The organism is Paraburkholderia sp. Cpub6 (assembly GCF_014201065.1).
Lineage (GTDB): Bacteria > Pseudomonadota > Gammaproteobacteria > Burkholderiales > Burkholderiaceae > Paraburkholderia > Paraburkholderia tuberum.
This window is the reverse complement of the sequence record NZ_JACHDM010000015.1, coordinates 1-25,097: the sequence shown is the minus strand read 5'-3', so window position 1 is coordinate 25,097 and position 25,097 is coordinate 1. Positions and strand designations below refer to the sequence as shown.

General features: G+C 66.5%; 16 protein-coding genes, 1 rRNA gene, 1 pseudogene and 2 riboswitches. Of the genes and pseudogenes, 12 read left to right on the top strand and 6 right to left on the bottom strand.

Annotated features, from left to right (window positions below; translation table 11 throughout):
- The first annotated feature begins 38 nt into the window (after positions 1 to 38).
- From HDG33_RS23135 to HDG33_RS23105, 7 genes are all read left to right on the top strand, one after another.
- Positions 39 to 1,148: a catalase family peroxidase gene (locus HDG33_RS23135; RefSeq protein ID WP_311548374.1), complete on the top strand. Its 1,110-nt coding sequence runs from the start codon at positions 39 to 41 to the stop codon at positions 1,146 to 1,148.
- Positions 1,145 to 1,684, top strand: a complete 540-nt coding sequence (locus HDG33_RS23130) for a cytochrome b (protein WP_090805927.1) — start codon at positions 1,145 to 1,147, stop codon at positions 1,682 to 1,684. Before HDG33_RS23135 ends, HDG33_RS23130 begins: the two co-directional genes overlap by 4 nt.
- A 197-nt stretch (positions 1,685 to 1,881) precedes the next feature.
- Positions 1,882 to 5,388, top strand: coding sequence for a DEAD/DEAH box helicase (locus HDG33_RS23125; RefSeq protein ID WP_184033894.1), 3,507 nt, complete (start codon positions 1,882 to 1,884; stop codon positions 5,386 to 5,388).
- A gap of 1,035 nt (positions 5,389 to 6,423) precedes the next feature.
- The gene (locus HDG33_RS23120) at positions 6,424 to 7,164 is read left to right on the top strand and encodes a response regulator transcription factor (RefSeq protein WP_184033891.1); all 741 of its coding nucleotides are present in this window, start codon (positions 6,424 to 6,426) and stop codon (positions 7,162 to 7,164) included.
- Positions 7,161 to 8,612 carry a FecR domain-containing protein gene (locus HDG33_RS23115; protein ID WP_184033888.1) on the top strand — a complete coding sequence of 484 codons (1,452 nt, stop codon included), beginning with the start codon at positions 7,161 to 7,163 and terminating at the stop codon, positions 8,610 to 8,612. The genes HDG33_RS23120 and HDG33_RS23115 overlap by 4 nt, the downstream gene beginning before the upstream one ends.
- Positions 8,613 to 8,678: 66 nt before the next feature.
- Complete coding sequence (locus tag HDG33_RS23110) at positions 8,679 to 11,165, top strand: CHASE2 domain-containing protein (protein ID WP_184033885.1); 2,487 nt, start codon at positions 8,679 to 8,681, stop codon at positions 11,163 to 11,165.
- Positions 11,166 to 11,207: 42 nt separating this feature from the next.
- A complete protein-coding gene (locus tag HDG33_RS23105; RefSeq protein ID WP_184033881.1) occupies positions 11,208 to 11,822 on the top strand; it encodes a DUF4136 domain-containing protein in 615 nt (204 codons plus the stop codon).
- Between the two features lie 36 nt (positions 11,823 to 11,858).
- On the opposite strand, the gene bluB is transcribed toward HDG33_RS23105, so the two are convergent.
- The 5 genes and pseudogenes from bluB to cobA all read right to left on the bottom strand — a co-directional run.
- Positions 11,859 to 12,518, bottom strand: a complete 660-nt coding sequence (bluB, locus tag HDG33_RS23100; RefSeq protein ID WP_184033878.1) for a 5,6-dimethylbenzimidazole synthase — start codon at positions 12,516 to 12,518, stop codon at positions 11,859 to 11,861.
- Complete coding sequence (locus HDG33_RS23095) at positions 12,502 to 13,881, bottom strand: cobyrinate a,c-diamide synthase (protein WP_260330569.1); 1,380 nt, start codon at positions 13,879 to 13,881, stop codon at positions 12,502 to 12,504. The genes bluB and HDG33_RS23095 overlap by 17 nt, the downstream gene beginning before the upstream one ends.
- A gap of 3 nt (positions 13,882 to 13,884) precedes the next feature.
- Positions 13,885 to 14,487: a cob(I)yrinic acid a,c-diamide adenosyltransferase gene (gene cobO / locus HDG33_RS23090; RefSeq protein WP_090805916.1), complete on the bottom strand. Its 603-nt coding sequence runs from the start codon at positions 14,485 to 14,487 to the stop codon at positions 13,885 to 13,887.
- The gene (locus tag HDG33_RS38095; RefSeq protein WP_311548377.1) at positions 14,484 to 14,918 is read right to left on the bottom strand and encodes a cobalamin biosynthesis protein; all 435 of its coding nucleotides are present in this window, start codon (positions 14,916 to 14,918) and stop codon (positions 14,484 to 14,486) included. Before HDG33_RS38095 ends, cobO begins: the two co-directional genes overlap by 4 nt.
- A gap of 87 nt (positions 14,919 to 15,005) precedes the next feature.
- Positions 15,006 to 15,731, bottom strand: a pseudogene (gene cobA, locus HDG33_RS38090) (uroporphyrinogen-III C-methyltransferase); the annotation flags it as partial.
- A gap of 194 nt (positions 15,732 to 15,925) precedes the next feature.
- Positions 15,926 to 16,185: riboswitch (cobalamin riboswitch) on the bottom strand.
- 80 nt (positions 16,186 to 16,265) lie between these two features.
- A riboswitch (cobalamin riboswitch) is annotated at positions 16,266 to 16,544 on the top strand.
- A gap of 201 nt (positions 16,545 to 16,745) precedes the next feature.
- Between cobA and cobW the strand changes: the two are divergent.
- The 4 genes from cobW to HDG33_RS23065 are packed head-to-tail and all read left to right on the top strand — an operon-like array spanning position 16,746 to position 23,438.
- The gene (cobW, locus tag HDG33_RS23080) at positions 16,746 to 17,837 is read left to right on the top strand and encodes a cobalamin biosynthesis protein CobW (RefSeq protein ID WP_311548373.1); all 1,092 of its coding nucleotides are present in this window, start codon (positions 16,746 to 16,748) and stop codon (positions 17,835 to 17,837) included.
- Positions 17,838 to 17,851: 14 nt separating this feature from the next.
- On the top strand, positions 17,852 to 21,670 hold the full coding sequence (cobN, locus tag HDG33_RS23075; protein WP_184033855.1) for a cobaltochelatase subunit CobN: 3,819 nt from the start codon (positions 17,852 to 17,854) through the stop codon (positions 21,668 to 21,670).
- Entirely contained in the window at positions 21,667 to 22,767 is a 1,101-nt protein-coding gene (locus HDG33_RS23070) for an ATP-binding protein (RefSeq protein ID WP_184033851.1), read from the top strand. Before cobN ends, HDG33_RS23070 begins: the two co-directional genes overlap by 4 nt.
- A gap of 56 nt (positions 22,768 to 22,823) precedes the next feature.
- A complete protein-coding gene (locus tag HDG33_RS23065) occupies positions 22,824 to 23,438 on the top strand; it encodes a VWA domain-containing protein (protein WP_184033835.1) in 615 nt (204 codons plus the stop codon).
- 67 nt (positions 23,439 to 23,505) lie between these two features.
- Here HDG33_RS23065 and HDG33_RS23060 read toward each other — a convergent pair whose 3' ends face one another.
- The gene (locus HDG33_RS23060) at positions 23,506 to 24,450 is read right to left on the bottom strand and encodes a flagellar brake protein (protein ID WP_184033832.1); all 945 of its coding nucleotides are present in this window, start codon (positions 24,448 to 24,450) and stop codon (positions 23,506 to 23,508) included.
- Positions 24,451 to 25,027: 577 nt separating this feature from the next.
- Between HDG33_RS23060 and HDG33_RS23055 the strand changes: the two genes are divergently transcribed.
- Positions 25,028 to 25,097: ribosomal RNA gene (locus HDG33_RS23055) — 16S ribosomal RNA — on the top strand; the annotation flags it as partial.

The window sequence follows — 25,097 nt, the reverse complement described above, 5'->3', positions numbered from 1 at the left end:
GTCGATCGAATCATCGATCCATCCGGCAAGGAGTTTCCGTGACACCACCCTTCGCACCCAAACCCGACCCCGCCGGCTCCGACCCGCGGCCGATCTGCGTGCCATGCCGGCTCGCCGCGATCGGCGCGGTCGCGCTCGCGCTCGCGGGCGGCTTCGCCTACGCCGCGGGGTGGCTGACGCCCGCGCGTCTGACCGCCCCGCGCATCATCGATACGTTCGAGGCGGTCGCGGGCCCGCATCCCGGCTATCGACGCAATCACGCCAAGGGCCTGTGCGTCGACGGCTATTTCGACAGCAACGGCAATGGCGCAGCGCTGTCGCACGCGGCAGTGTTCGCGCCGGGCCGCACGCCGGTGTCGGGTCGCTTCGCGGTGCCCGGCGGCAATCCGTCCGCGCCCGATACGAGCTCGCCCGTGCGCAGTCTCGCGCTGCAGTTCCGGCTTCGCGATGGCGAACAGTGGCGTACCGGCATGAACTCGACGCCGGTGTTCGCGGTGCATACGCCAGCGCAGTTCTATCAGCAATTGCTGGCCACGAAGCCCGACCCTGCGACCGGCAAACCGGACCCCGCGAAGCTGAAGGCGTTCTACGCGGCCAATCCCGAGACGCAGCCGTTCCAGCGCTGGGTCAAGTCGCACGCGCCGTCGTCGAGCCTCGCGAACGCCGCATACTACGGCATCGACGCGTTTCTGTTTACCGATGCCCACGGCACGACGCGCGCCGTGCGCTGGGCCGTCGTGCCCGACACGCCTTATGCGCCGATCACCGCGGCGCAGCAGGCCGAAAAGAACTTCCTCGCCGCCGATCTCGACGAGCGTCTGCAACACGGACCGTTGCGCTGGCATCTGCTGTTGACCGTCGCGCAACCGGGCGACCCGATCAGCGACGCGACGCTGCAGTGGCCCGACGACCGCCAGCGCGTCGACGCGGGGACGCTCGTGATCGAACGCACCACGTCGCAGGAAGACGGCGCCTGCCGCGACATCAACTTCGATCCGACGATCGTGCCCGCCGGCATCGCGCCATCGGACGATCCGCTGCTCGCCGCGCGCTCTGCGGCCTACGCACAGTCGTTCCAACGCCGCACGCGCGAGGAGGCGTTGCATCCCGAGATCCATCGAACCCAGCCAAACGGAGAGCCTTCATGACGCGCACCCGCACTCACTTCAGTCCGCTCGCGCGGCTGCTGCACTGGACGATGGCGCCGCTGATCGTCGCGATGCTGTTTATCGGCGTGGGCATGGTGGCGACGGTATCGCGTGCCCATGATGCGTTGGTCGCGCTGCATCGGCCGCTCGGCATCGCGTTGCTGCTGCTCGTGCTGGTGCGGCTCGCGGTGCGCGTGATGCGCGGCAGTCCGCCATTGCCCGCGCGCATGTCGAAGCCGCAACGAATCGCGGCGCATGCGTCGCACCTCGTGCTGTACGGGCTGATGCTCGCGATGCCGCTGATCGGCTGGGCGATGCTATCGGCGGCCGGCTATCCGGTCACGCTGTTCGGTCCGCTGCATCTGCCGCCGATCGCACCGCACGACGTCGCGCTGTTCGCGCTGCTGCGCGCGCTACATACGTGGCTCGCGTTCGCGTTGTTCGCGACGGTGCTGCTGCATCTGGCGGCGGCGTTGTTGCATGGGCTGATCCTGCGCGACGGGGTGTGGGGCAGCATGGCCCGCGGCGAACGCTGATATGGGTCGAACCGCGGCTTGACCGGGTTGCTCCCGAACTGTCCAGATCGCCCGCCCTGGCGATTTTCGTCCAACGCGTAAAATGGCCGGTTATCACTGGCAAATCGCAACTGGACAGAATCGGCCGGGCGTCGCGCGGCGCCCCGTCATGGTCCACGCGCGCTTGCCTTCGCCGGTTTGAACAGGAATGCACGCGGATGTCATCGGTTTTCTTCGATCGGGAAAGGATTGCGGCATGGCTCGGTGAGCGCACCGTCGCCAAGGCACGCTCGGTGGGCGCGGTCAGCAACGTCAAATGGCAGGGGGACACGCTGTCGGGCGACGTGCAGGGCTCGCAGCCGCGGCCGTACCTGACACGGGTTCGCTTTCGTACCGATGGCGGGTCGCCGTCGGCCGAAGGCGAATGCACGTGCCCGGTCGGCCGCAACTGCAAGCACGTCGCGGCGCTGCTGCTCGCGGAACTCGACTACCACGACGAGATGGATCACATCACGCAGGTCGAGGACGACAGTGACCCGGCGACGTCGGAGGTGTTCATCGCGCGACGGATTACGGTGCCGGGCGCGCCGCCGGCGCCATCACCGTCTCCCTCTTCATCTCAAGGTGTGCGACCCGAACTGGTCAGCTGGCTCGAGCGTTTTCGCGCGCGCGCCCGCGCGGCCGACGCCGCCGAAAACGACGCCGCCCGAAAGGTCGTCGCCACGCGCAAGGAAACGCTCGCCTACCGGCTCAACTGGTCGCGTTTTCATATGCGCCACGAAGTCGTGCTGCATCGCGCGCGTTGCGACGCGGACGGCGTGATCGTCGAAGTCGGCGACAGCTGGGGCGACGTCGAAGGCGCGCTGCTCAGGCAGCCGCGCTTCGTGTCCGACGAAGACCTGTCGATCCTCCGCGGCCTATGGCTCGGTCGCTCGCGCGAGGACCTGGGCCAGTTCGTGCTGCGTGGCACGAGTGGCGCGGAAACGCTGCAGAAGCTGATCGCGACCGGGCGCCTGTTCTTCGACTTCGGGATCGCGCCGGGCCAGGCCGGACCGACGCCGCTCGCGCGCGCCGCCGACCGCCTCGGGCGCATCGAATGGGAGCCGCTCGCCGACGAGCGCCTGCGCCCGGTACTGCGCACCGAACCGCGCGCGAGCATGGTGCTGCCGACCGAGCCGGTCTGGTACGTGGACGGCGTCGCCAACGAGGCGGGCGTCGTGCCACTGTCGCTGCCGTTCCAGCAACTGCCCGACTACCTCGCGATGCCGCCGATCTCGCTCGCCGAGGCGCCGCTCGTCGCGTCGGTGCTGCGTGAGATCGCGCCCGAGCTGCCGCTGCCGCCGACCCACGACGCGCCCGCGATTCGGGTGATCGACGTCGAACCGGTGCCGGTGCTGACGCTGAACAGCCATGCGCTGCCCGGCGCGGGGAAGGGCATCAAAACGGCAAAAACCGCGAAGGCCGCGAAGGCCGCGGAGCGCAAGTCCGCCGCGGTAGAACTGGCCGCCGCGAGCTTCGACTACGACGGTGTCAGCATCAACGCCGACAGCAGCGTGACGCTGGTGCCGTTGCCGCGCGGCGACGTGATTCACATCCGCCGGCGCTACGACGCCGAGAAAAAGCGTCTGCTGGAATTGCGCAAGACCGGTCTGCAAAAGGTGCCGACGCGCAACCTGCATGCGTCGCGTCTGTTGCCCGACACGATGCTCGGTCTGCCCGACACCGACGCGTGGTCTGAGTTCGTCAACGACGCGGTGCCGGATCTGGTCGCGAAGGGCTGGCGCGTGACGATGGCGCCCGAGTTCCGCTACAACGTGATCGAGATCGACGCGATCGACGGCACCGCGCAGCAGGCCGGCGACGGCTGGTTCGATCTGGAGATGGGCATCCGCGTCGGCGAGCGCAACGTGCGGCTCGAACCGCTGCTGGCCGATCTGTTCCGGCGCGACCGGCGCTGGCTCTCTGGCGCGCTGGAGCGTATTCGAGACGACGAGCCGATCGAGCTGAAGACCGAGGAGAACAAGCGCCTGCGGTTGCGCGCCAATCGTCTGAAGCCGGTGGTGCGCGTGCTGGTCGATCTGTTCGATTCGCTAGGCGGCGCGCTTGCCGAAGGCGCGCCGCTGCGCGTGCCCGCGGTCGATGCGGGTCGCCTCGATGCGCTGCACGACACCGGCCGCTGGCAGTTCAGCGGCGACGATTCGATCCGCGAGCTCGCACGCCGTCTGCAAGCCGGTCCGGGCCTGCGCGAAGTGCCGGTGCCGCGCGGGCTGAAGGCCGAGCTGCGCGGGTACCAGCACCAGGGCCTGAACTGGATGCAGTTCCTGCGCGAACAGGATCTGGCCGGCGTGCTCGCCGACGACATGGGCCTCGGCAAAACCGTGCAGACGCTCGCGCACGTTCTCGCCGAGAAGGAAGCGGGGCGGCTCACGCATCCCGCGCTGATTGTCGTGCCGACCACGCTCGTGCACAACTGGCGCGAGGAAGCGCGCCGCTTTGCGCCGGAGCTGAAAGTGCTGGTGCTGAATGGGCCGCAGAGAAAGGAACGTTTCCAGCAGATCGGCGAAGCCGAGCTGATCCTGACCACTTATGCACTGTTGTGGCGCGATCAGAAGGTGCTCGCCGAGCACGACTATCATCTGCTGATTCTCGATGAGGCGCAGTACGTGAAGAACGCGACCACCAAAGCCGCCCAGGCGATTCGCGGCTTGCGGGCGCGGCATCGGCTGGGCCTGACGGGCACGCCGCTCGAGAATCATCTCGGCGAGCTGTGGTCGCAATTCGATTTTCTGCTGCCAGGCTTTCTCGGCAGCCAGAAGGACTTCACGCGACGCTGGCGCAATCCGATCGAAAAGAACGGCGACGACGTGCGCCGCGCGTTGCTCGCGCGCCGCATCCGGCCCTTCATGCTGCGCCGTCGCAAGGACGAGGTCGCGAAGGAGCTGCCGCCGAAGACGACGATCGTGTGTCCGGTCGATCTCGAAGGCGCGCAGCGCGACCTGTACGAAACCGTGCGCACCGCGATGCAGCAGAAGGTGCGCGCGGCGGTCAGCGCGCAGGGGCTCGCGCGCAGCCACATCATCGTGCTCGATGCGTTGCTGAAGCTGCGCCAGGTGTGCTGCGATCCACGGCTCGTGCGCACCGCCAGCGGTATCGCGGACGGCGCTGCCACGGGCGGCGGCGAGCGCGCGATGCGCTCGGCCAAGCTCGATCTGCTGCTGTCGATGCTGCCCGAGCTGATCGAGGAGGGACGCCGCGTGCTGCTGTTCTCGCAGTTCACCGGCATGCTCGCGTTGATCGCCGAGGCGCTCGACGAAGCCGCGATCCCGTACGTCATGCTGACGGGCGACACGGCCGATCGCGTGAGCCCGGTCGAGCGGTTCCAGCAGGGCGAGGTGCCGCTGTTCCTGATCAGCCTGAAGGCCGGCGGCGTGGGGCTGAACCTGACCGCCGCCGACACGGTGATCCACTACGACCCGTGGTGGAACCCGGCCGCCGAGAACCAGGCGACCGACCGCGCGCATCGGCTGGGACAGGACAAGCCGGTATTCGTGTACAAGTTGATCGCGGCCGGCAGCATCGAAGAAAAAATCGTCGCGTTGCAGGAGCACAAGGCCGGGCTCGCCGACAGCATTCTCGCGGAAGATGCGGCCGGCGCCGCAAAGTTCTCGGACGACGATCTCGACGCGCTGTTCGCGCCGATGCCGGACATCGAAGGCGCGCGTTGAACGCGCGAGCAAGCGACCGAACGAGGCAACGCAGACGAGCCACGCAGACACGCAAGGGGGAAATCTGACGCTCCGCAGCAACGCCAATGGGGGCCGCACTGTAACAAAGCGTCTGTGTATGTAAATTGCCGTCGACGGAGCCTTCAACTCATACCAATTTCGAAGTCGCGCTGTGTAGGACTTGCGCGTCGCGCGCGCTGGTGCGGCGCGTAATAACTACTTCGCCAACGGTTACAAAGGAAGTTCTTTCATCTTGAGCACGGCTTTTCCGCGGGCTAACGTGACGTTACTCGTGCGGTTAGACCCCGGCGAGCGTGTGTAGTGTTTGTGGCGGCGTTGCTTCGACAGGGGCAGCGCCGCATTTTTTTTGCCGGCGGCCCTAACGCTGCGCATCACCCGCTGACGGGCCGTCTCGCGGCGCGTCATCGCGTCGGCCAACAATGTGAAGCAGTCGAATGCCTCATGCAAAACGAGGGCTTTGAGTCGCTCGCCCGACCAAGCCGACTGCCTCGAATGACAACTCGACCGGGACAAAATCTAACAATGTTTAAACGATTTCTTTTGAGATTATTCTTATACTGAACACGCAATTGTTAAATAAGAGTACCTGAAGGGAATCTTAAAGCCGATAAGCGAGCGTGGTCAAAAAGCCGCTCCAGCAAGGATCTTCCGTCCGCAGTGTCACTTCCTTCCGGCGCCGGCTAGTGGTGGCAGACCAGAAAAACCTGAAAAGCGCGTCAGCCTTTTCTGATTAGGGTTTTTCGCGACGGATTGCCGGTACACGGCAAACGGGAAGAAAGAAGGTTTTCGATTATCATGATCTGCCCTGCATAATCGCTATGGAAATTACATTTATGCGCTGATTTCCGCTTCATGAAAGCAGCGTCATGGCGGGGTACGGCGAGGGACCATTAATCAGAAAGTAACAGCCGGAATTTTTTGGGAAGCCGGATCGGCGGTGCTGCGCCGTCATCCCGGTCGTCAGCCGGTATACCGGCCGTCAGCCATGAAGGCGCTGTTGCGTTGTGGGGTGTTATGAGAATTGCAGTCCTCGATGATGATTCGGCTCAGGCCGACCTTGTATGTCAAACGCTGTCCGCCGCTGGACACGTCTGTCACGCGTATGGCGCAGGGCGCGAACTCGTGCGCCAGTTGCGTCGTCAGACGTTCGATCTGCTCGTGCTCGACTGGAACGTTCCCGACATGTCCGGCGAAGAAGTGCTTCGCTGGGTGCGCGAAAGCCTGTCCGAGCGCCTGCCGGTGCTGTTCATGACGAGCCGCGCCCGCGAAACCGACATCACTTCGATTCTGAATACCGGTGCCGACGACTATCTCGTCAAGCCCGTGTCGGGCGCCGTGCTGCTCGCGCGGGTTGGCTCGCTGCTGCGGCGCGCGTATTACCTGAAGCCGCCGGCAACGAGGGAAGTATTCGGCGACTTCGAGTTCGACCTGAGCGTCAAGCACGTCGTGGTCCGCGGCACCCCGGTCTCCGTCACGCAGAAAGAGTTCGAACTCGCGCTGCTGCTGTTCCAGCATATGAGCCGGCCGTTGTCGCGCGCACACATTCTCGACGTGATCTGGAAGCAGGCCACGGACATCCCGTCGCGCACGATGGACACTCATGTGTCGATGTTGCGCAGCAAGCTCGGTCTGCGCCCCGAGCACGGTTATCGGCTCACGCCGATCTACGGCTATGGCTACCGCCTCGAGCGGATCGAAACCGGCACACCACCGGCCGCCGACGACGAACCCACTGAAGAAGCGGGGGAAGCGTGACGGTCTGCGTGGATGGGGCGGCATCGGGCAGCGCCGCCATGCCCGGCCGCCGCGCCGCCGCGTGGCTTGCCGCGGCCTGTCTGATTGCAACGGGCGCGACCGGCTGGAGCGCGCTCGCGCACGCGCAGCCCGCGCGCGGCAAGACCGGAGCGAAGGCGTCGCCGGTCTACGCTTCGTACACGACGCACGAGGGCGACACGCTGTATGACATCGCCGCCCGCTACATGGCCGATCCGACCGACTGGGCGCTGTTGAGCAGCCTCAATCACGTGCCCGCGCCGCGCCGCATGGCGGCCGGCATCGTGCTGCGTTTGCCGTCCCGAAGGCTGCGCCAGGACCGGGACACGGCTCGCGTGGTCGCGACCAGCGGTCCGGTCGAGCACGCGTTCGACTCGAGCCCCTATCTGCCGCTGAAAACCGGTGAAACGCTGGCCGAAGGCGATCGCTTGCGCACCGGCGCCAACGGGTTCGCGACGCTCGAGCTGCCCGGCGGCTCATACGTGACGGTCGCGCAGAACGGCGAACTCAACATCGAGAGACTGCGGCACGTCACGCTGACCGGCGTCGTCGATCGCGTCTTTGAGCTGCGCGCCGGCGAGGTCGAGAGCCAGGTCACGCATGCGAAGCGACGCGATGATCGCTTCCAGATCCGTTCGCCTTCGGTGGTCGCCGGGGTGCGCGGCACGCGTTTCCGCGTCGATTACGACGGCGACACGCAAACCACCGCGGTGGCGGTGCTCGACGGCGCGGTCGGCGTCGATCCGGCCATGCAGCGTGGCCAGAGCGCCGCGCCGGCGCCAGGCAGGCCGTTGCAGGCGTCCGAGCAGCTGGTCGAGGCAAGCTTCGGCAACGTCACGCACTCGGGCGGCGCGGTCGGCAGTCCGGTCCAGCTGTTGCCCGCACCCGCGCTCGCGCGGCCGGCGCGCGTGCAGGACGGCAAGAGCGTCGCGTTCGACGTCAACCCGGCCGAGCACGCGGTCGGCTATCGGCTGCAGATTTCGCACGACGCCGATCAACTGGACCTGGTGCGAGACCTGCGAGTGAGCGAGCCGCACGCCGACTTCGGCGATCTGCCCGACGGCACGTACTTCGTGCGCGTCGCGTCGACCGATAGCAACGGTCTCGACGGCCTGCCGAACGTGTACGCGTTCGAGCGCCGCCAGCTGGGGCTGGACGCTTCGGCCGCGCAGCGCGCGGGTAGCCGCGACTACGAGTTCCGCTGGTTCGTCAGCCGCAGCAACGTGCCGACCCGTTTCCGCTTCCTGCTCGCGAACACGGCCGAACTGAGCCATCCGGTAATCGATCGCCCCGATCTGCCGGGCGGCGAACTCGTGATCAGCGATCTGCCTCCGGGCGTCTACTACTGGACGATCGTCGCCGAGCAGTTCGACAACGGCCGCTTCTACGAAAAGAGCAGTCCGGTCCGCTCCTTTACGCTTGCGCGCTGACGCTGGTAGATTCTCGGGGCCGGCCTGCTGGCCGGTCCGTCCTCCCGTTCCCGACTACATCGTCCCGTGCCCGCCACTTCTACGCGAATGAGCCTCGATCCGCGCGCCCGTCTCGGACGGCGGGCGGGCCGGCGCTTTCTGATCGAGTGGGTCAGCGTTGGCTGTCTCGGTCTCGTGGTGATCCTGCTGACGTCGTTCGGGCGCGTCGGCGCCGGCATCGATCTGCTGGTGTACGACCAGTTTCTGAAGCTGCACGAGCAGCCGCTGCTGTCCGACATCGTCGTCGTCGAGATCGACAACGCGAGCATCGACGCACTCGGCCGCTGGCCGTGGCCGCGCAGCGTGCACGCGCGGCTGCTCGAGCAGATCGCCGGGGCCAGACCTGCCGCGGTGATCTACGACGTACTGTTCACCGAGCCCAATGTCGACGACGCCCAGCTCGCCCACGCAATTGCGCTGAGCCCGACCTATCTGCCGGTGCTGCTGACGCCGCCCAATGCCAGCGGCAAGCGCACCGTCGATGAACCCGTCGCGCCGCTCGCGCAGGCTGCTGCCGGGCTCGGTCACATCAATTTCGAAGTGGACAGCGATGGCATCGTGCGCAGCGTCGCGCGCTTCCAGGGCGACGAGCGCTCGCGCTGGCCGCAACTGACGGTGCTCGTCGCCGACGCGGTCGAACACGGCAAGCTGCATCTGCGCGGCGGCCTGCCGCCGCGCCCCTCGAACGAGCCCGCGCGGGGCAGCGACGACGGCGGCGAAGAGCGCTTCCTGATTCCGTTCGGCCCGAACGCCGCGAACTACCCAAAGCTCAGTTTCGCCGACGTGCTCGCCGGCAAGGTGCCGGCCGATCAGTTGCGCGGGCGCATCGTCGTGATCGGCGTGACGGCGTCGGGTCTGTACGACCGCTTCGCGACACCGGTATCGGGCGAGCTCGGTCCGCTGCCCGGCGTTTACATCCACGCGAACGTGCTCGATACGCTGCTGAGCGGCCGTGAGATCCAGCCGGTCGCGCTGTGGGTCGTGTTCGCGGCGGCGCTCGGGCCGCTCGCCGCGCTGCTCGCCGGCTTCCTCGTGCTGTCGCCGCGCCGCTCGTTGTTGCTGACCGGCGCGCTGGTGCTGCTCGCCGCGACCGGCAGCGCGCTGCTGCTGTACGGCGGCAGGCTGTGGATCTCGCCGGTGCCGGCGATCCTCGGCGTCGTGATCGTCTATCCGATCTGGAACTGGCGACGCCTCGAAATGACGATGGCGTATCTGCGCGGCGAACTGCAACGTCTCGCCGACGAGCCGCATCTGCTGCCCGAGACGCCGAAGCGCCGCCGCGAATTCGGCGGCGACGTGCTCGCGCAGCACATGGCGCTGATGGCGCAGGCCGCGCAACGGGTGCAGGACATGAAGCGCTTCGTGTGGGACAGCCTCGATAGCGTGCCGGAGCCGATTCTCGTCAGCGACGTGGCCGGCGTCGTGCTGATCGCGAATCATGCGGCGAAAGCGCATTTCGCTCGGCTAGGCGCGCCGATGCCCGAAGGCCGGCCGATGCAGAGCGTGCTCGGCGGCCTCACGCTCGTGAAGACGATCGACACCGGCGCGGCCACGGACAACGAGCGCAATCTGTCCGCGCACGCGCACTGGCCGGCGCTGCTCGATCCGACGCGCGGCGAGTTCGCGGCGCTGATGGCGCAGGGCGTCGAGGTGCGCGACGCGAACGAGCGCGACCATCTGCTGCGCTATGCGACCTGCACCAACGCGCAGGGCGAGACGACCGGCTGGATCGCCGGTCTCGTCGACGTATCGGCGCTCCATGCGGCCGAGCGTCAGCGCGAAGACGCGCTGCGGCTGCTGTCGCACGACATGCGCTCGCCGCAGGCGTCGATCATTGCGCTGGTCGAGATCGAGCGCGCGCGGACCGAGCCTGCGCTCGCGCGCAGCGTGCTGGAGCGCATCGAACGCTACGCGCAACGCGCGCTCACGCTTGCCGACGACTTCGTGCAACTGGCGCGCGCCGAATCGCAGGCCTATGTGCTCGAGCCGCTGAGTCTGACCGAACTCGTCATCGATGCGAGCGACGAGGTCTGGCCGCAGGCGCACGCGAAGCGCATCGCGCTGCATACGGAATCCGGCGACGACGCCGACGACGATCCCTGGATCTGCGCCGACCGCTCGCTGATGACACGCGCGCTCGTCAATATCCTGAACAACGCGGTCAAGTACAGTCCGCCCGACACGCGCATCGTGTGCAGCTTCACTGGCCAGCCGGCGGCAAAGCGCGCGGGCAGCGAGGCGCCGCGCGTGTCGTGCACGATCCGCGACCAGGGCTATGGCATTCCTGAGGAGCAGCAAGCGGGATTGTTCGAGCGCTTTCGCCGTTTTCACGAGGCGGAGCGGCCGGAAGTGGGCGGCGCGGGACTCGGCATGGCGTTCGTCAAAACCGTCGTCACGCGCCACGGCGGCAGCGTCGAAGTCGTCAGCGCGCCCGGCGAGGGGACGGCCTTCACGATCTGGCTGCCCGCGCTCGACGACGCGCCCCTCGACGAATCGATCGCACCGCGCGTCTGATGCGCCTTTGATGTATTCGATGTACTAGAGAGAAAACAAAAAATGGCAAAGATCGCTCACCTCTGTGCCGCGCTCGCCGCGGCGAGCCTCACCGCTTGCGCGGGCCTAAGCGCCGACGTGCACACCGTATCGGCTAACGGCGCCGACCGCGCCGTTGCGCTGCAAGGCGAGCAGACCTATTCGCTCGCGCGCACGCAGCCGCAGGACGACAGCGTCGACCATCCGCAAGTCGAAAAGCTGTTGCGCGACGAGTTGGCGAAACACGGGTTCGTCGATACGGCGGGCAAGCCCGCGCATTATCGGCTGTCGATGGCGTATAGCACGCGGCCGGCGTCGATCGGCATCGGCGGTGAGGATTGCGCGCCCGCCGATTGCGGCGCGGGCAGCGACGGTCCAGGCGCGCTGCTGTTTGGGCGCAAGTATCAGCACGCGCTGACGCTGCGCTTTTTCGACTACGCGAGCGGCGCCGAGCGCTACAAGGTCGGCGCGGTGTTCATGGATCGCGATGCGGACCCGCTGCATGCACTGCCGTTGCTCGTGAAAACCGCGCTCGCGAAGCTGCCGTTCGATGCGCCGGCCGACTGGCGTGTGAAGCTCAGCATCGACAAGACGAGCGGTGTGCCGAACGTCGACTCGATGGAGCCGCTGCAGCGTTAAAACACAGCCTCGGATCGCCGGGGCCGCGAGTATCAGTTATTCCTGCGCCGGCTCGTCTCGCGGCCAGCGGTTTTCGAACACGCAATCGGCGAGCGGCAGACGGCTCGCCCAGCGCTCCGTTTCGAGCATTGGCTCGCTATAGAACGCAGCGACGTGGCCGAGGCACAGAATCGCGACCGGCCGAGCGCCTTCCGGCATCCCCAGTAGCTGGTGCACCGCGTCGACATCGAATAGCGACACCCAACCAAGCCCGAGTCCTTCCGCGCGCGCGGCGAGCCACATGTTCTGGATCGCGCACGCGACCGACGCGAGATCCATCTCCGGCAGCGTGCGACGGCCGAAGACGTGTCGCTCGCGCCCGTCCATCAACGCGATCACCAGCAGCTCCGCGCATTCGCGCATGCCTTCCACCTTCAGCTTCATGAACTCGTCGCGGCGCTTGCCGAGCGCATCGGCGGTGGCGAGCCGTTCGCGCTCGACGATGTCGCGCAAGCCCGTGCGCAGCGCCGCGTCGGTGATGCGCACGATCCGCCACGGCTGCATGTAGCCGACGCTCGGCGCGTGATGCGCCGCGTCGAGCAGACGCCGCAGCACCGCCGGATCGACCGGATCGGGCACGAAGTGGCGCATGTCGCGGCGTTCGTAAATCGCGCGATAGACCGCATCGCGCTCGGAGTCGTCAAAAGGTTTCGCCATGAAAGAGGGCGGCCGTGAAAGCCGGGTTGGAGGGCCAGTAAGCGTGCATATAGGTTGCCACAATCGGGCCCACCCGGAACACCGCTTCGCCGCGCGCGTCGCTGTGCGCGCGCGTGGCGAAGCGCTGCGGCGCGAGCGGCGTCGCGAGCTTCGAGTAGTGGAACGTGTGGCCGGTCAGCGTGCCGTGGACGCCATCGATCTGCTGCATGCCGAGCGACGTGAAGCGCGTTTGCATCGTCGCGTGACCGGGTAGCAGGCCCAGCATCGGCGTGTTAGTGCCTTGCGCGTCGGTCAGCGTGTCGAGCAGATAGAGCATGCCGCCGCACTCGGCGACCAGCGGTTTGTCCGCCTCGACGTGCGCGCGGATCGATGCGGCGCTGTTCACGTTGCCCGCGAGCGTCGCCATATGCAACTCGGGATAGCCGCCCGGCAGATAGAGCGCGTGCGTGCCGGCGGGCAACGCTTCGTCGGCAAGCGGCGAGAAATAGCTGAGCCGCGCGCCGAGCGCTTCGAGCAGCGCGACGTTGGCCGGATAGATGAACGAGAACGCGGCGTCGCGCGCGATCGCGATGTGCTTGCCTTCGAGCAGACGCTGCAGCACTTCGGGCGAGGGCACGCCGAAATCGACCGGCGGCGGCAGTTCGGCGAGCGTGGTCGACGCGAGCGTATCCGCCGCGCGTTCGAGGCGCGCTTCGAGATCGTCGATTTCATCGGCCTGGTGTAGGCCGAGGTGGCGGTCGGGCAGCGTGATCTCGTCGCTCGCGGCGAGGTGGCCGCACCAGCGCAGCCCGGGCGGCAGCGCTTCCTGCAGCATCTGCGCATGCCGGGCGGAGCCGACGCGATTCGCGAGCACGCCGTGGAACGGCAGTTGCGGCCTGAAGCGCGCAAGGCCGAATGCGAGCGCGCCGAAGGTCTGCGCCATCGCCTGCGCGGAAATCACCGCGAGCACCGGCACGCCGAACGTGGTCGCCAGATCGGCGCTGCTCGGCGTGCCGTCGAACAGGCCCATCACGCCTTCGATCAGGATCAGATCGGCTTCTTGCGCCGCCCGCGCGAGCAGGTTGCGGCATGCGCTTTCGCCGACCATCCACAGATCGAGCGACAGCACCGGCGCGCCGCTCGCGCGCGCGAGGATCATCGGATCGAGAAAATCCGGTCCGGTCTTGAACACGCGCACGCGACGTCCGAGCCGCCGGTGATAGCGCGCGAGACCGGCGGTGATCGTGGTTTTGCCTTGTCCCGACGCGGGCGCGCTAATGAACAGCGTGGGGCACGCCGCGGAGCAAGTCCCCTGGGGGGACGCCCCGAAGGAAGTCCCCTGGGGGGACGCCGCGGACGAAGCCCCGTTGGGGGACGCCGACATCGCTCAGAACTCCACGCCGCGCTGCGCCTTCACACCTTGCTCGCGATACGGATGCTTGATCGCGCGCATTTCGGTGACGAGGTCGGCGGCTTCGATCAGCGCGTCCGGCGCATGGCGTCCGGTCACGACGACGTGCAACATCGGCGCACGCGCGTTGATCACCGCGAGCACTTCGTCGAGCGGCAGGTATTCGTACTTCAGCACGGTGTTCAGCTCATCGAGGATCACCATCTGATAGTCGCCGCTTTCGATCATCCGCCGCGCTTCGTTCCAGCCCTTGCGCGCGGTCGCCATGTCGGCCTCGCGGTTCTGCGTGTTCCACGTGTAGCCGTCGCCCATCGTGACGAAATCGCATTGCGCGATCGCGCCGAGGAAATCGCGCTCCGACGTATGCAGCGCGCCTTTGATGAACTGCACGACGCCGAGCCGCATGCCGTGGCCGAGCACCCGCACGGCCATGCCGAACGCGGCCGTGCTCTTGCCCTTGCCGGTGCCGGTGTTGACGATCAGCAGGCCTTTTTCGACGGTCGCGCCAGCCTGCTTCTTTTCGTGGCCTTCGCGGCGGCGTTCGGTCATGCGTTGATGTGATTCCGGATCGGTTTTCATCGAGGGTCCTGGTTTTGAGGGGCGGGATGGGATGGGGGCGTGTCGCTAAGGGCAGCGTCGTTCGCCGCTGCGATCGCCACCGTGATGCCGGCGTGCGCGGTCTTGCGTACGATCAGACGCACGTTTTGCGCGGTTGTGGAGGAGTCCGGCGCCGTTGCCGCCAGCAGCGCGCACGGCTCGCACACACCATCGACGCCGAGATGCGCGTGTGCCGCCGCCGACGGCGACGCGACCGTTACCGCGGCGATCTGCTCGCGGCTGAACAGTTGCAGCGGCAGCTGATGGCGCGAGCAGAATTCGAGCAGGCCGGCTTCGTTGGCTTTGGTGTCGATCGTCGCGATCGCGCGGATCTGCTCGAAGGCATTCGATCGGAGCGCTGCGCGGACGGCGGCTTCGATATCAGCGGCTTCGCTGCGCAAGCGGCAACCGATGCCGACGCTCAGCGTTTTGATCGCGCGTCCGAATCCGTGTCGTGTCGCGCTCGCTGCCAGTTCGTGAGCAACGCCGGCCTCGCGTTTGGCCGCATCACGCGCCAGTGCGAGCGACGCCACACCGCCGATCACGACGATCGCCGGCGAGCCGAGCCCCGCGCGCGCCACCGCCTCGGCGAACTCGCGAAGCGGCGCGAGCACATGACGCTGCTCAGGCCGCGTCGCCGACTCGATCGCCGCGCACGGCGTGTCGGCGGACATGCCGGCAGCGAGCAATGCGCGGGCGATCTCGCCGAGCCGGCGCATGCCCATGTAGATCACCAGCGTCATGCGCGTCGCGGCGAGCGCGGCCCAGTCCGGTTCGCCACTGCCGGCGCCGTGGCCGGTGACGAACACGACGCCCTGCGCGTGATCACGATGCGTGACCGCGATACCGAGCGCCGCGGGCGCCGCGATGCCGGCCGTGATGCCGTTGATCACGTCGACTTCGATACCCGCGGCCCGTAGCGCCTGCAACTCTTCGCCGCCGCGGCCGAACACGAACGGATCGCCGCCCTTGAGCCGCGCGACGCTGCGCCCCGCGCGCAGATGCCCGAGCATTTGCGCGACGATGTCGGCTTGCGGCGTCGACGGATGGCCGCCGCGTTTGCCGACGTACACGACTTGCGCGTCGGTGCGCGCGAACTGCAGCACGTCGGGATTCACCAGATCGTCGACGAGCACGACATCGGCCTGCGCGAGCGCGCGGGTGGCCTTCAGCGTGATCAGTTCGACGTCGCCGGGACCGGCGCCGATCAGCCAGGCGCGCGTCATCGCGGCGTGCATGGCGCGCGCCATGCGGTGATGGAAGAAGAGAAGCGGCGTGCGACAGCACACGCGGCGGTGAATATAGAGGTCATGCGCAACTGCGAATCCGGGCACGCGCGATGCCGCGCTGCTACGCCTTCACATCCGTTCCCCGCGGATTCCGGCGGCCGGCGGCGCCACGTGATGCACGGATGCAATGCGGCACCGCCTCCGCGTCTGGCCGGTATCCGGGCTGGCGGCCTCATGCGCTTCGCCTTCCCGTCCCGGTTTGTGGATTCGCGGGACAGTGGCATCAAAAACGCATGCGCGGCACGTCGGAATCGAAGGCGAATCGAATCGCGCGCCGCAGGTCGCTTACCGTTGCGGGGACAGCACAGGTTGAACGCGCGAGGCGCTGCCTGTTTCCCGTTTAACTGCACACGCGAGCGCATGTGCGGGCACCAAACGCGCGCATACGATAGCACATGGCGCCTTGCCGGATAAGCCTCGGCGGCGCTTTCCGGCTCGGTGCGTTGCTTGACTGCGCAAGTCCCCGGGCCTACACTCGCACGCACTTTGGGTGCTCGCGTGCGCGCTCGTGCGCATGCAGTTAAACGGGAAACAGGGAGCCATCTGCTCTGGAGCGGCTAACCTGTGCTGTCCCCGCAACGGTAAGCGAAAAGCGGTTCCGGCTTGATAGCCGGGCACCGCAGTGCCGGCTTCGATGTCCTCGCGTAAGGTCGCGTGGACATTTCACCACTGGACGAGAAACCACTCGGCCGGGAAGGGGAAGCGGCGCTTTCGCCAGCCCGGATACCGGCCCAAAGAAGCAGAACGACCGCCGCGGGGATGCGGCGGCGCGTTCATGACCTCAGTTCCGCTTTCTGTATTTCCGTTGTCGCGGCCATGCCGTCGTTCGTCCCCGTGTCTGGTGATCGCTGGTAGTGCTGCGCGTGCTTCATTCGCTCCATTCGCCAGCCGATGCGGACCCTCGCGCGGACTTTCCGGCATACCGATCAACGCCAAGGGATGGACCTCACGATGCAAACTCAATTGCGCAAGATCCCCGTCACGATCGTCACGGGCTTTCTCGGCAGCGGCAAAACCACGCTGCTGCGGCACATTCTTCAGCATGCGGGCGGCAAGCGCATCGCGGTGATCGTCAACGAGTTCGGCGAGCTCGGCATCGACGGCGAAATCCTCAAGGGCTGCGGCATCGGTTGCGATGAAAACGGCGTCGAGACCGAAGGGCAATTGTATGAACTCGCGAACGGTTGTTTGTGCTGCACCGTGCAGGAAGAATTTTTCCCGGTGATGGAAAAGCTCGCGGAGCGCCGCGATGAACTCGATCACGTGCTGATCGAAACGTCGGGCCTGGCGTTGCCGAAGCCGCTCGTGCAGGCGTTCAACTGGCCGCAGATCCGCAATGGCTTCACGGTCGACGCGGTGGTGACGGTGGTGGACGGCCCGGCCGCCGCGAGCGGCCAGTTCGCCGATAACCCGCTCGCCGTCGATGCGCAGCGCAAGGCCGATCCGAATCTCGATCACGAGTCGCCGCTGCACGAGCTGTTCGAAGACCAGTTGTCGGCGGCCGATCTGGTGATTCTGAACAAGACCGATCTGATCGACGAGTCGCGGCAGCACGAGGTCGAAGCCGCGATCCGCGCGGAGATTCCGCCGCAGGTGAAGATCGTGCGAGCGCAGCAGGGGCGGCTCGACCTGCATACGCTGCTGGGCCTCGAAGCGGCGTCGGAAGAGACGATCCACCTGCGTCATGACCACCACGGTTCCGCGGACGACCCCGATCACCACCACGATGAATTCGATTCGGTCGTCGTGCAGGCATCCGTACCGTCGCGCGACGCGGCGCTCGCCGCCTTGCTGGCGCTCGTCGAAACCCACACGATTTACCGTGTCAAAGGCTTCGCGGCACTGCAGGGCGCGGCGATGCGTCTCGTGATCCAGGGCGTGGGCCGGCGCTTCGACAGCTACTTCGACCGGCGCTGGCAAGCGGGTGAAAATGGCGACGGCGCGTTGAGCCGCTTCGTGCTGATCGGCGCAGACCTCGACCAACACGCGCTGCAACAGGCGTTCGACGCGGCGCTCGGCGCGACGTCGAACGCGACGGCATAAACGGGCGCACCAGCATGCATCTGCTGCGCACGACGCCGGGCGGCTTCGTCGACGATACGCAGGGCGTGATCCGCATCGATCAGCAGCCCGCCGAGATCGTCGTGCTCAGTTCCGCCGACACCACGCTGTCGCTGCTCGCGAGCGTGGTGCCGCGTCTCGGCGACGGCTTCCCGAGCGTGCGGCTCGCGAACGTCACGTATCTGCGTCAGCCTGCCTCGGTCGATTTCTATCTGGACGACGTGTTGCAGCATGCGCGCGTGGTCGTCGTCGATCATCTCGGCGGCGAAACGTATTGGCCGTACGGCATCGAGCAGGTGGTCGCGCTCGCGCAGCGCAAACAGCAAACACTCGCGATGTTTTCCGGCGATCTGCAGGAAGACCCGAACCTGCTCGCGCGCAGCACCGCGAGCGCCGAGTTGTGTCAGCAGCTGTGGCGCTATCTGCGCGAGGGCGGTCCGCAGAACGCCGAGGCGTTTTTGCGCTGCATCGCGTATCGCGCGCTCGACTGGGGGCGCGAACCCGATCCGCCCCGCGCGTTGCCGGCCGCGTCGTTGTATCACCCGGAGCGCGATACCCCCATCGTCGCCGACTGGCAGGCGCGTTGGCGGCAAGACGCGCCGGTCGTCGCGATTCTGTTCTACAAGGCGCATCTGCAGGCCGCCAATACCGCGGTGTTCGATGCGCTGATCGACGCGCTCGAAGCGCAAGGGCTCAATCCGCTGCCGCTCGCGATCACGTCGCTGAAGGATGCGGTGAGCCGCGATGTCGTGCAGTCGCTGTGCGCGCAACATGGTGTCGCGCTCGTGCTGAACACGACCGCGTTCGCCGCTTCCGCGATCGACGACCCGGAGCCGCTCGCGCTCGCCGGCGACGCGCCGGTGTTCCAGGTAATCCTGAGCGGCGGTAATCGCGAAGACTGGCTGAAGGACAACCACGGCCTCAATTCGCGCGACATCGCGATGCATATCGCGCTGCCCGAAGTGGACGGGCGCATCATCACGCGCGCGATCAGCTTCAAGGGGCTCGCGTATCGCTGTGCGCATACGCAGGTCGACGTGGTCCGCTATCAGCCCGACCTCGAACGGGTGCGCTTTCTCGCCGAACTGAGCCGGCGCTGGTGCCGTTTGCGTTCGCTCGATAACGCCGACAAGAAAGTCGCGTTGATTCTCGCCAACTATCCGATGAGCGAAGGGCGCATCGGCAATGGCGTCGGGCTCGATACGCCGGCGTCGGTGGTCGGCATTCTGTCGATGCTGCGCGATGAAGATTATCGTGTCGGCGAATTACCCGAAAACGGCGACGCGTTGTTGAACAGGCTGACCGAAGGCGTGACCAACGATCCGGTCGTACGCGATCTGCGTCCGGCCCTGCAAAGCCTCGCACTCGACGACTATCTCGCGCATTTCAACGCGTTGCCGGCGAGCGCGCGCGACGCGTTGAACGCTCGCTGGGGCAAGCCCGAGCAGGACCCCACGCTGCGGCGCGGCCGCTTCATGATCGCCGGCTGGCGCTGCGGCCAGGTGTTCGTCGGCATTCAGCCTGCGCGTTCTCGCGAGCACGGCGACTACGCGAGCTATCACGATGCGGAGCTCGTACCGCCGCACGCATACCTCGCGTTCTATTTCTGGCTGCGCCATCAGTTCGGCATCGACGCGGTCGTGCACGTCGGCAAGCACGGCAACCTGGAATGGCTGCCGGGCAAAAGCGTCGCCTTGAGCGACGCGTGCTGGCCCGATCTGATTCTCGGACCGATGCCGCATCTATATCCGTTCATCGTCAACGATCCGGGCGAGGGCAGCCAGGCGAAACGGCGCGCGCAGGCGGTGATCATCGATCATCTGATGCCACCGCTTACACGCGCCGAAAACTATGGGCCGCTGCAGGACCTCGAACGCCAGGTCGACGAATACTACGAAGCATTGATGGTCGATTCGCGTCGCGCGAAGCTCTTGCGTCGCACGATTCTGACGACGATCGTCGAGCATCGGCTGCACGAAGAGCTGAGTCTCGCGGCGCCGAACCGACAGGACGATGAAGACGCGCTGCTCACACGCGTCGATGCGTGGCTGTGCGAGCTGAAGGAAGCGCAGATTCGCGATGGCCTGCATACGTTCGGGCAGTCGCCGCGCGGCGTGCAGCGGCGCGACACGCTGCTCGCGCTCGGGCGCTTTCCGGTCGGCGATGGGCAGGGCGGCAAGGCGGGGCTCGTCGACGCGCTGGCGCGCGATCTGCGCATCGATCATCGGTTCGACCCGTTGACGGTGGATTGGGCCGCCGCATGGGACGGCCCGCGACCCGAGGTATTGCAGCGGGTCAGCGATGCGCCGTGGCGACATTACGGCGATACGCGCGAGCGGTTGGAATTGCTCGCGGGCGTGCTGTTGCGCGGCGTCTGCGGTGTCGATTGCGATGACGCGGATCGTTCGCAGGCCGTCCCCGTAGCCGACGAAAGTCTGCCGCAAGCGGCACAGGTGATCGCACGCCTGCGCGACGACGTGCTGCCGCGTCTCGATGCCTGCGGCCCGCAGGAAATGACGCAGCTGAAACGCGGCCTCGAAGGACGTTTCGTGCCGCCAGGTCCGAGCGGTTCGCCGTCGCGCGGTCGGCCCGACGTGCTGCCCACCGGCCGCAACTTCTATTCGGTCGACACGCGCGCGGTGCCGACGCAAGCCGCGTGGGCGCTCGGCCTGAAATCGGCGCAGCAACTGATCGAGCGGCATCTGCAGGAGCACGGCGATTATCCCCGCGCGATCGGCCTGTCGGTCTGGGGCACCGCGACGATGCGCACCGGCGGCGACGATATCGCGCAGGCGCTCGCGCTGCTCGGCGTGCGGCCGAAATGGGCGCCGGGCAGCCACCGTGTGACGGACTTCGAGATCATGCCGAGCGACGCGTTCGATCGGCCGCGTATCGACGTCACGTTGCGCGTATCCGGATTCTTTCGCGATGCGTTCGCGAACGTGATGCATCTGTTCGATGCGGCCGTGCAAGCGGTTGCCGAACTCGACGAGCCCGCGGAGCTGAATCCGATTCGCGCGCGCGTGCAGCGCGAACGCGATGCGTTGATCGCGCGCGGCATGGACCCGGTCGAAGCGCGCAAGCGCGCCGGCTGGCGCGTGTTCAGCGCGCGGCCGGGCACGTACGGCGCGGGTCTGCAGCAGATGATCGACTCGCGCCAATGGCAGACCGACGCCGATCTCGCGAACGCCTATCAGGCGTGGGGCGGATATGCGTACGCGCAGAAGAGCGCGGGCGAGGAAGCGCATCAAGCGTTTGGCACGCGCCTCGCAGCGATGGACCTCGTGCTGCAGAACCAGGACAACCGCGAGCACGACGTGCTCGATTCGAATGACTACTACCAGTTTCAGGGCGGCATGGTCGCGGCGGTGCGGCATCTGGCAGGTCAGCAGCCGCGCGTCTATCACGCGGATCACAGCAATCCGGCCGCGCCGCGCGTGCGGACGTTGCAGGAGGAGATCGCGCGCGTGATCCGCTCGCGCGTGGTCAATCCGAAATGGCTCGACGGCGTGAAGCGCCACGGCTACAAGGGCGCGGCCGAGATCGCCGCGACCGTCGATTATCTGTATGGCTACGACGCGACCGCGCGCGTGATCGCGGATCATCAATACGCGCTCGTCGCCGATGCTTATCTGAATGACGCCGATACGCGCGCGTTCATGCAACGGCACAATCCGCATGCGCTGCATTCGATCTGCGAGCGTTTGCTCGAGGCGATGCAGCGGGGGCTCTGGCAGCAGCCGGGTGGCTATCGCGCGCAGGTGGAAACGCATCTGCTTGCGAGCGAACAGCAGATCGAAGGAAGACAAACATGAATGGAGCGATGCGAGGAGCGGACGACCCAGGTTGCTCCGCCTGTGTATCGGGTACGGCGGCGCGGCCCGTTTTTCCGTTTGCGGCGCTGATCGGCCAGGCCTCGTTGCAGCAGGCGCTGGTGCTCGCGGCGATCGACCCGGGCTTGGGCGGCGTATTGATCAGCGGACCGCGCGGCACTGCGAAGTCGACTGCCGCGCGCGCGCTTGCCGAACTGCTGCCGGAGGGAGAGCTCGTGAATCTGCCGCTTGGCGCGAGCGAGGATCGTCTGATCGGCACGCTCGATATCGAAAGCGTGTTGCGCGACGGCTCCGTGCGCTTCTCGCCGGGGCTGCTCGCGAAGGCGCATCGCGGCGTGCTGTACGTCGACGAAGTCAATCTGCTGCCCGATGCGCTCGTCGATGCGTTGCTCGATGCGGCGGCGAGCGGCGTGAATACCGTCGAACGCGATGGCGTGTCGCATAGTCATGACGCGAGCTTCGTGCTGATCGGCACGATGAATCCCGAAGAGGGCGAGTTGCGGCCGCAATTGATCGACCGCTTCGGTCTGATGGTGGAGTTGCAGAACGCGTTCGAGCCGCAGGTGCGGCAGGCGATCGTCAAAGCGCGGTTCGCGTTCGATCTCGATCCCGCTGGGTTTCGTACCGTTCACGCGGAGCAGCAGGCTTCATACGTGCAGCGAATTCGCTCGGCGCGCGCGGCGCTGCCGCTGCTGTCGTTCGATGACGCCGTCCATGCGCGCGTGAGCGCGCTATGCATCGACGCGGCCGTCGACGGTTTGCGCGCCGACCTCGTGATGCTGCGCGCGGCGCGCGCGCTGGCCGCATTCGAACGGGCAGGTGCGGTGACGGTGCGGCATGTGGAGCGCGTTGCCGATCCGGTGCTGCTTCATCGGCGGCGTCAGCATGATTCGCAACATGCGAATCAGCGCCGGCCAGAAAGCGAGGCGCCGACTCGGGACGTCGCTGCGGGTGCGTCTGGCGATACGGCTGGATCCACGACACCTTCCGCCGACTCCGAGTGGGGCTACCTGCCGCCCGAGCCGGCCGCGGCTTTGCCTGTCAAAGGCGTCATTGCGCTCGACGCAAAAAAACGCTGAGCCATCGGAAAGGCGCCGCCGCTGACTCGCGCAGCGGTTTTCGATGGCGACAAGGCGTGGGGGCGGATTCGCGCGACACGTCGCGCGGCGAACCGGGCAGGCGCATTGCATGGCCACCGACGCTCGCCGCGATGCGCGAGCACACGCTGCGTCGTGAGCATCTGCGCTTCGTAGGGGAAGTGCCGCGTGGCGGTGTGCTGCATTGCTTCGTGCTCGATTGCTCCGGGTCGATGCTGGCGGGCCAACGCCTCGCGTTGGCGAAGGGTCTACTGACTGCCTTGTTCGACCGTGCGAGTGCGATGCGCGCCGAGGCTGCGCTGATCTGCTTCGGCGGTGCGGGAGCGGATGTGCGCTTCGGCCCCGCCGTGCCGCGCTGGTGGAACGAGCGATGGCTCGCGCCCGTGGGCGGAGGCGGCGGTTCGCCGCTCGCGTCGGGCGTGCGCAGCGCCGCGCAACTGCTCGAACGCTGCGCGCGGCGACGGCCGGCCCAGCAGCGCTGGTTATGGATTCTGACCGACGGCCGCACGAGCGACGAACCCGCGCGGCCGGCCGACGTCGATGAAGTCGTGTTCGTCGATTTCGAGCATGGTGCGATACGGCTCGGTCGTTGCGAGGTGCTCGCCCATGCCTGGGGGGCGCGGCGGTTGACGCCGGAAGAGTTGCTCGGCTGATCGATGTGTGCGCAGCGAGGTGGACGCTGTTGTGTCCGCACGCGCGTTGCTTTTCTGGCCGTACCGCTTATTTCAGTCCGTTGGACCAGTGCTGCACATCCTCCTGACGATCGAACACGAACACCTTCATCGCCATCTGTTGAACGGAATCGAGTTGATCCAGTTCTAGCCCATGCAGGGACGGCTCGCCAGGCGTTTTGCCCTTCTGAACGTTGCGGATCACCGCCGTCGTCTCGATCTGTGAATCGTATTCGGCCGACTTCAGCCGGAACGCGATGCGCAGCCGCTCGCCGACTTCGCCCAGTGTCCATGACGCACTCAACGACATGCCGAGCGCGCTGATGCCCTTGGCGAGTCCAAGGCCTTCGTAAGTGTCACCGCTCCCGCCGATGCCAAACCGCACGGGCAGGTGCGCATGGACGCGGATCGATTTGCGCTCACGGAGCCGGCGGACCATACCGGGCCTCGACAACACGGCATAGTCGAACGGCACGCGGCAGACCGCTTCGACCGTGCAGACGAAACGGAACACGGCCTGACTCGCGATCGCGACGACCTCGACGTTCTCGCCGGGCGTGAGCGGCAGCGGTTGGCCCTGCAGCACCGGCGGCGTGACGAACAGCGCATGATTCGGCGCGAAACCGATGATGCCGCAAGGTTGCATCGGCGCGCCGCTGCCGAGTTGCGAACGCATGCCGATCAATGCGCCGATCTCGAGGTGCATGTCCTTCAGCGTCAACTCACCGGCGTGGTCAGGCTGGGCGGTTGGCGCCGGCGGTTGTTGTGCGCCGAGGTCGAACAGGTCGCCGCGTTGCGGGCGGAAGTGTTGAAACAGAAAGGCGCGCTCGTCGGTGGTCGCGAGCGTCGTCGCGCTTGCGAAGAGCAGCGTGCCGTCGGCATCGACGATCGGCCATGGGAGCGGCGTGCCTACCGGCACCGTATCAGGCTCGAGCATCGGGGATGCCGCGGCGGGCTGGGTGTCCTCGACGTGTGCGTCGACGAGATTGTCCATAGTCGGCAGCTCATTTAAGTGGCGGGATGATCTGATTGACGGCGGGGAAGGGTAGAACTTTAGTTTGGGGAGCGGTGGTGAGTTCGAGCCGTGCTCGGACTACTTTGTTTTGTCGGTATCAGGACTTCGGCGGGGTTGAATCGGATGACTAACTATTTCCGCTGATTTTTGGTCTGGCCAGAGTTGACTCTTTTTTAGGGCTGGCGGCAATGCGATGGAGATGGCAGTCTTTGCTCCCAAAATAAATTCGCAGAAGGGTATTGACGTGTTGTCGACCGCTCTCCATAATCTCGTTTCTCTGCTGCAGACGCAGCGACGCAAACGAAGCAGTGCCGGGTAGTGGTGGTTCAGGCGCGGCGGGTTTGGCGGACCGATCTTTAAAAACTAACAGTCGATAAGTGTGGGCGCTTGATGCGGAATGCGGCGGCGGATTCTCCGGAATCTGCTGTCAGGCAGAAGTATCAGAAGCCTCACACAGTATTAGAGGAAGGTTTGTCTGTCGAAAGACGGATCAATCATCGTCAGTACGTTGAGTGAGCGACCGGGTTCGAGAGAGCCCGAAAACAGTAACAGGTTTGAACTGAAGAGTTTGATCCTGGCTCAGATTGAACGCTGGCGGCATGCCTTACACATGCAAGTCGAACGGC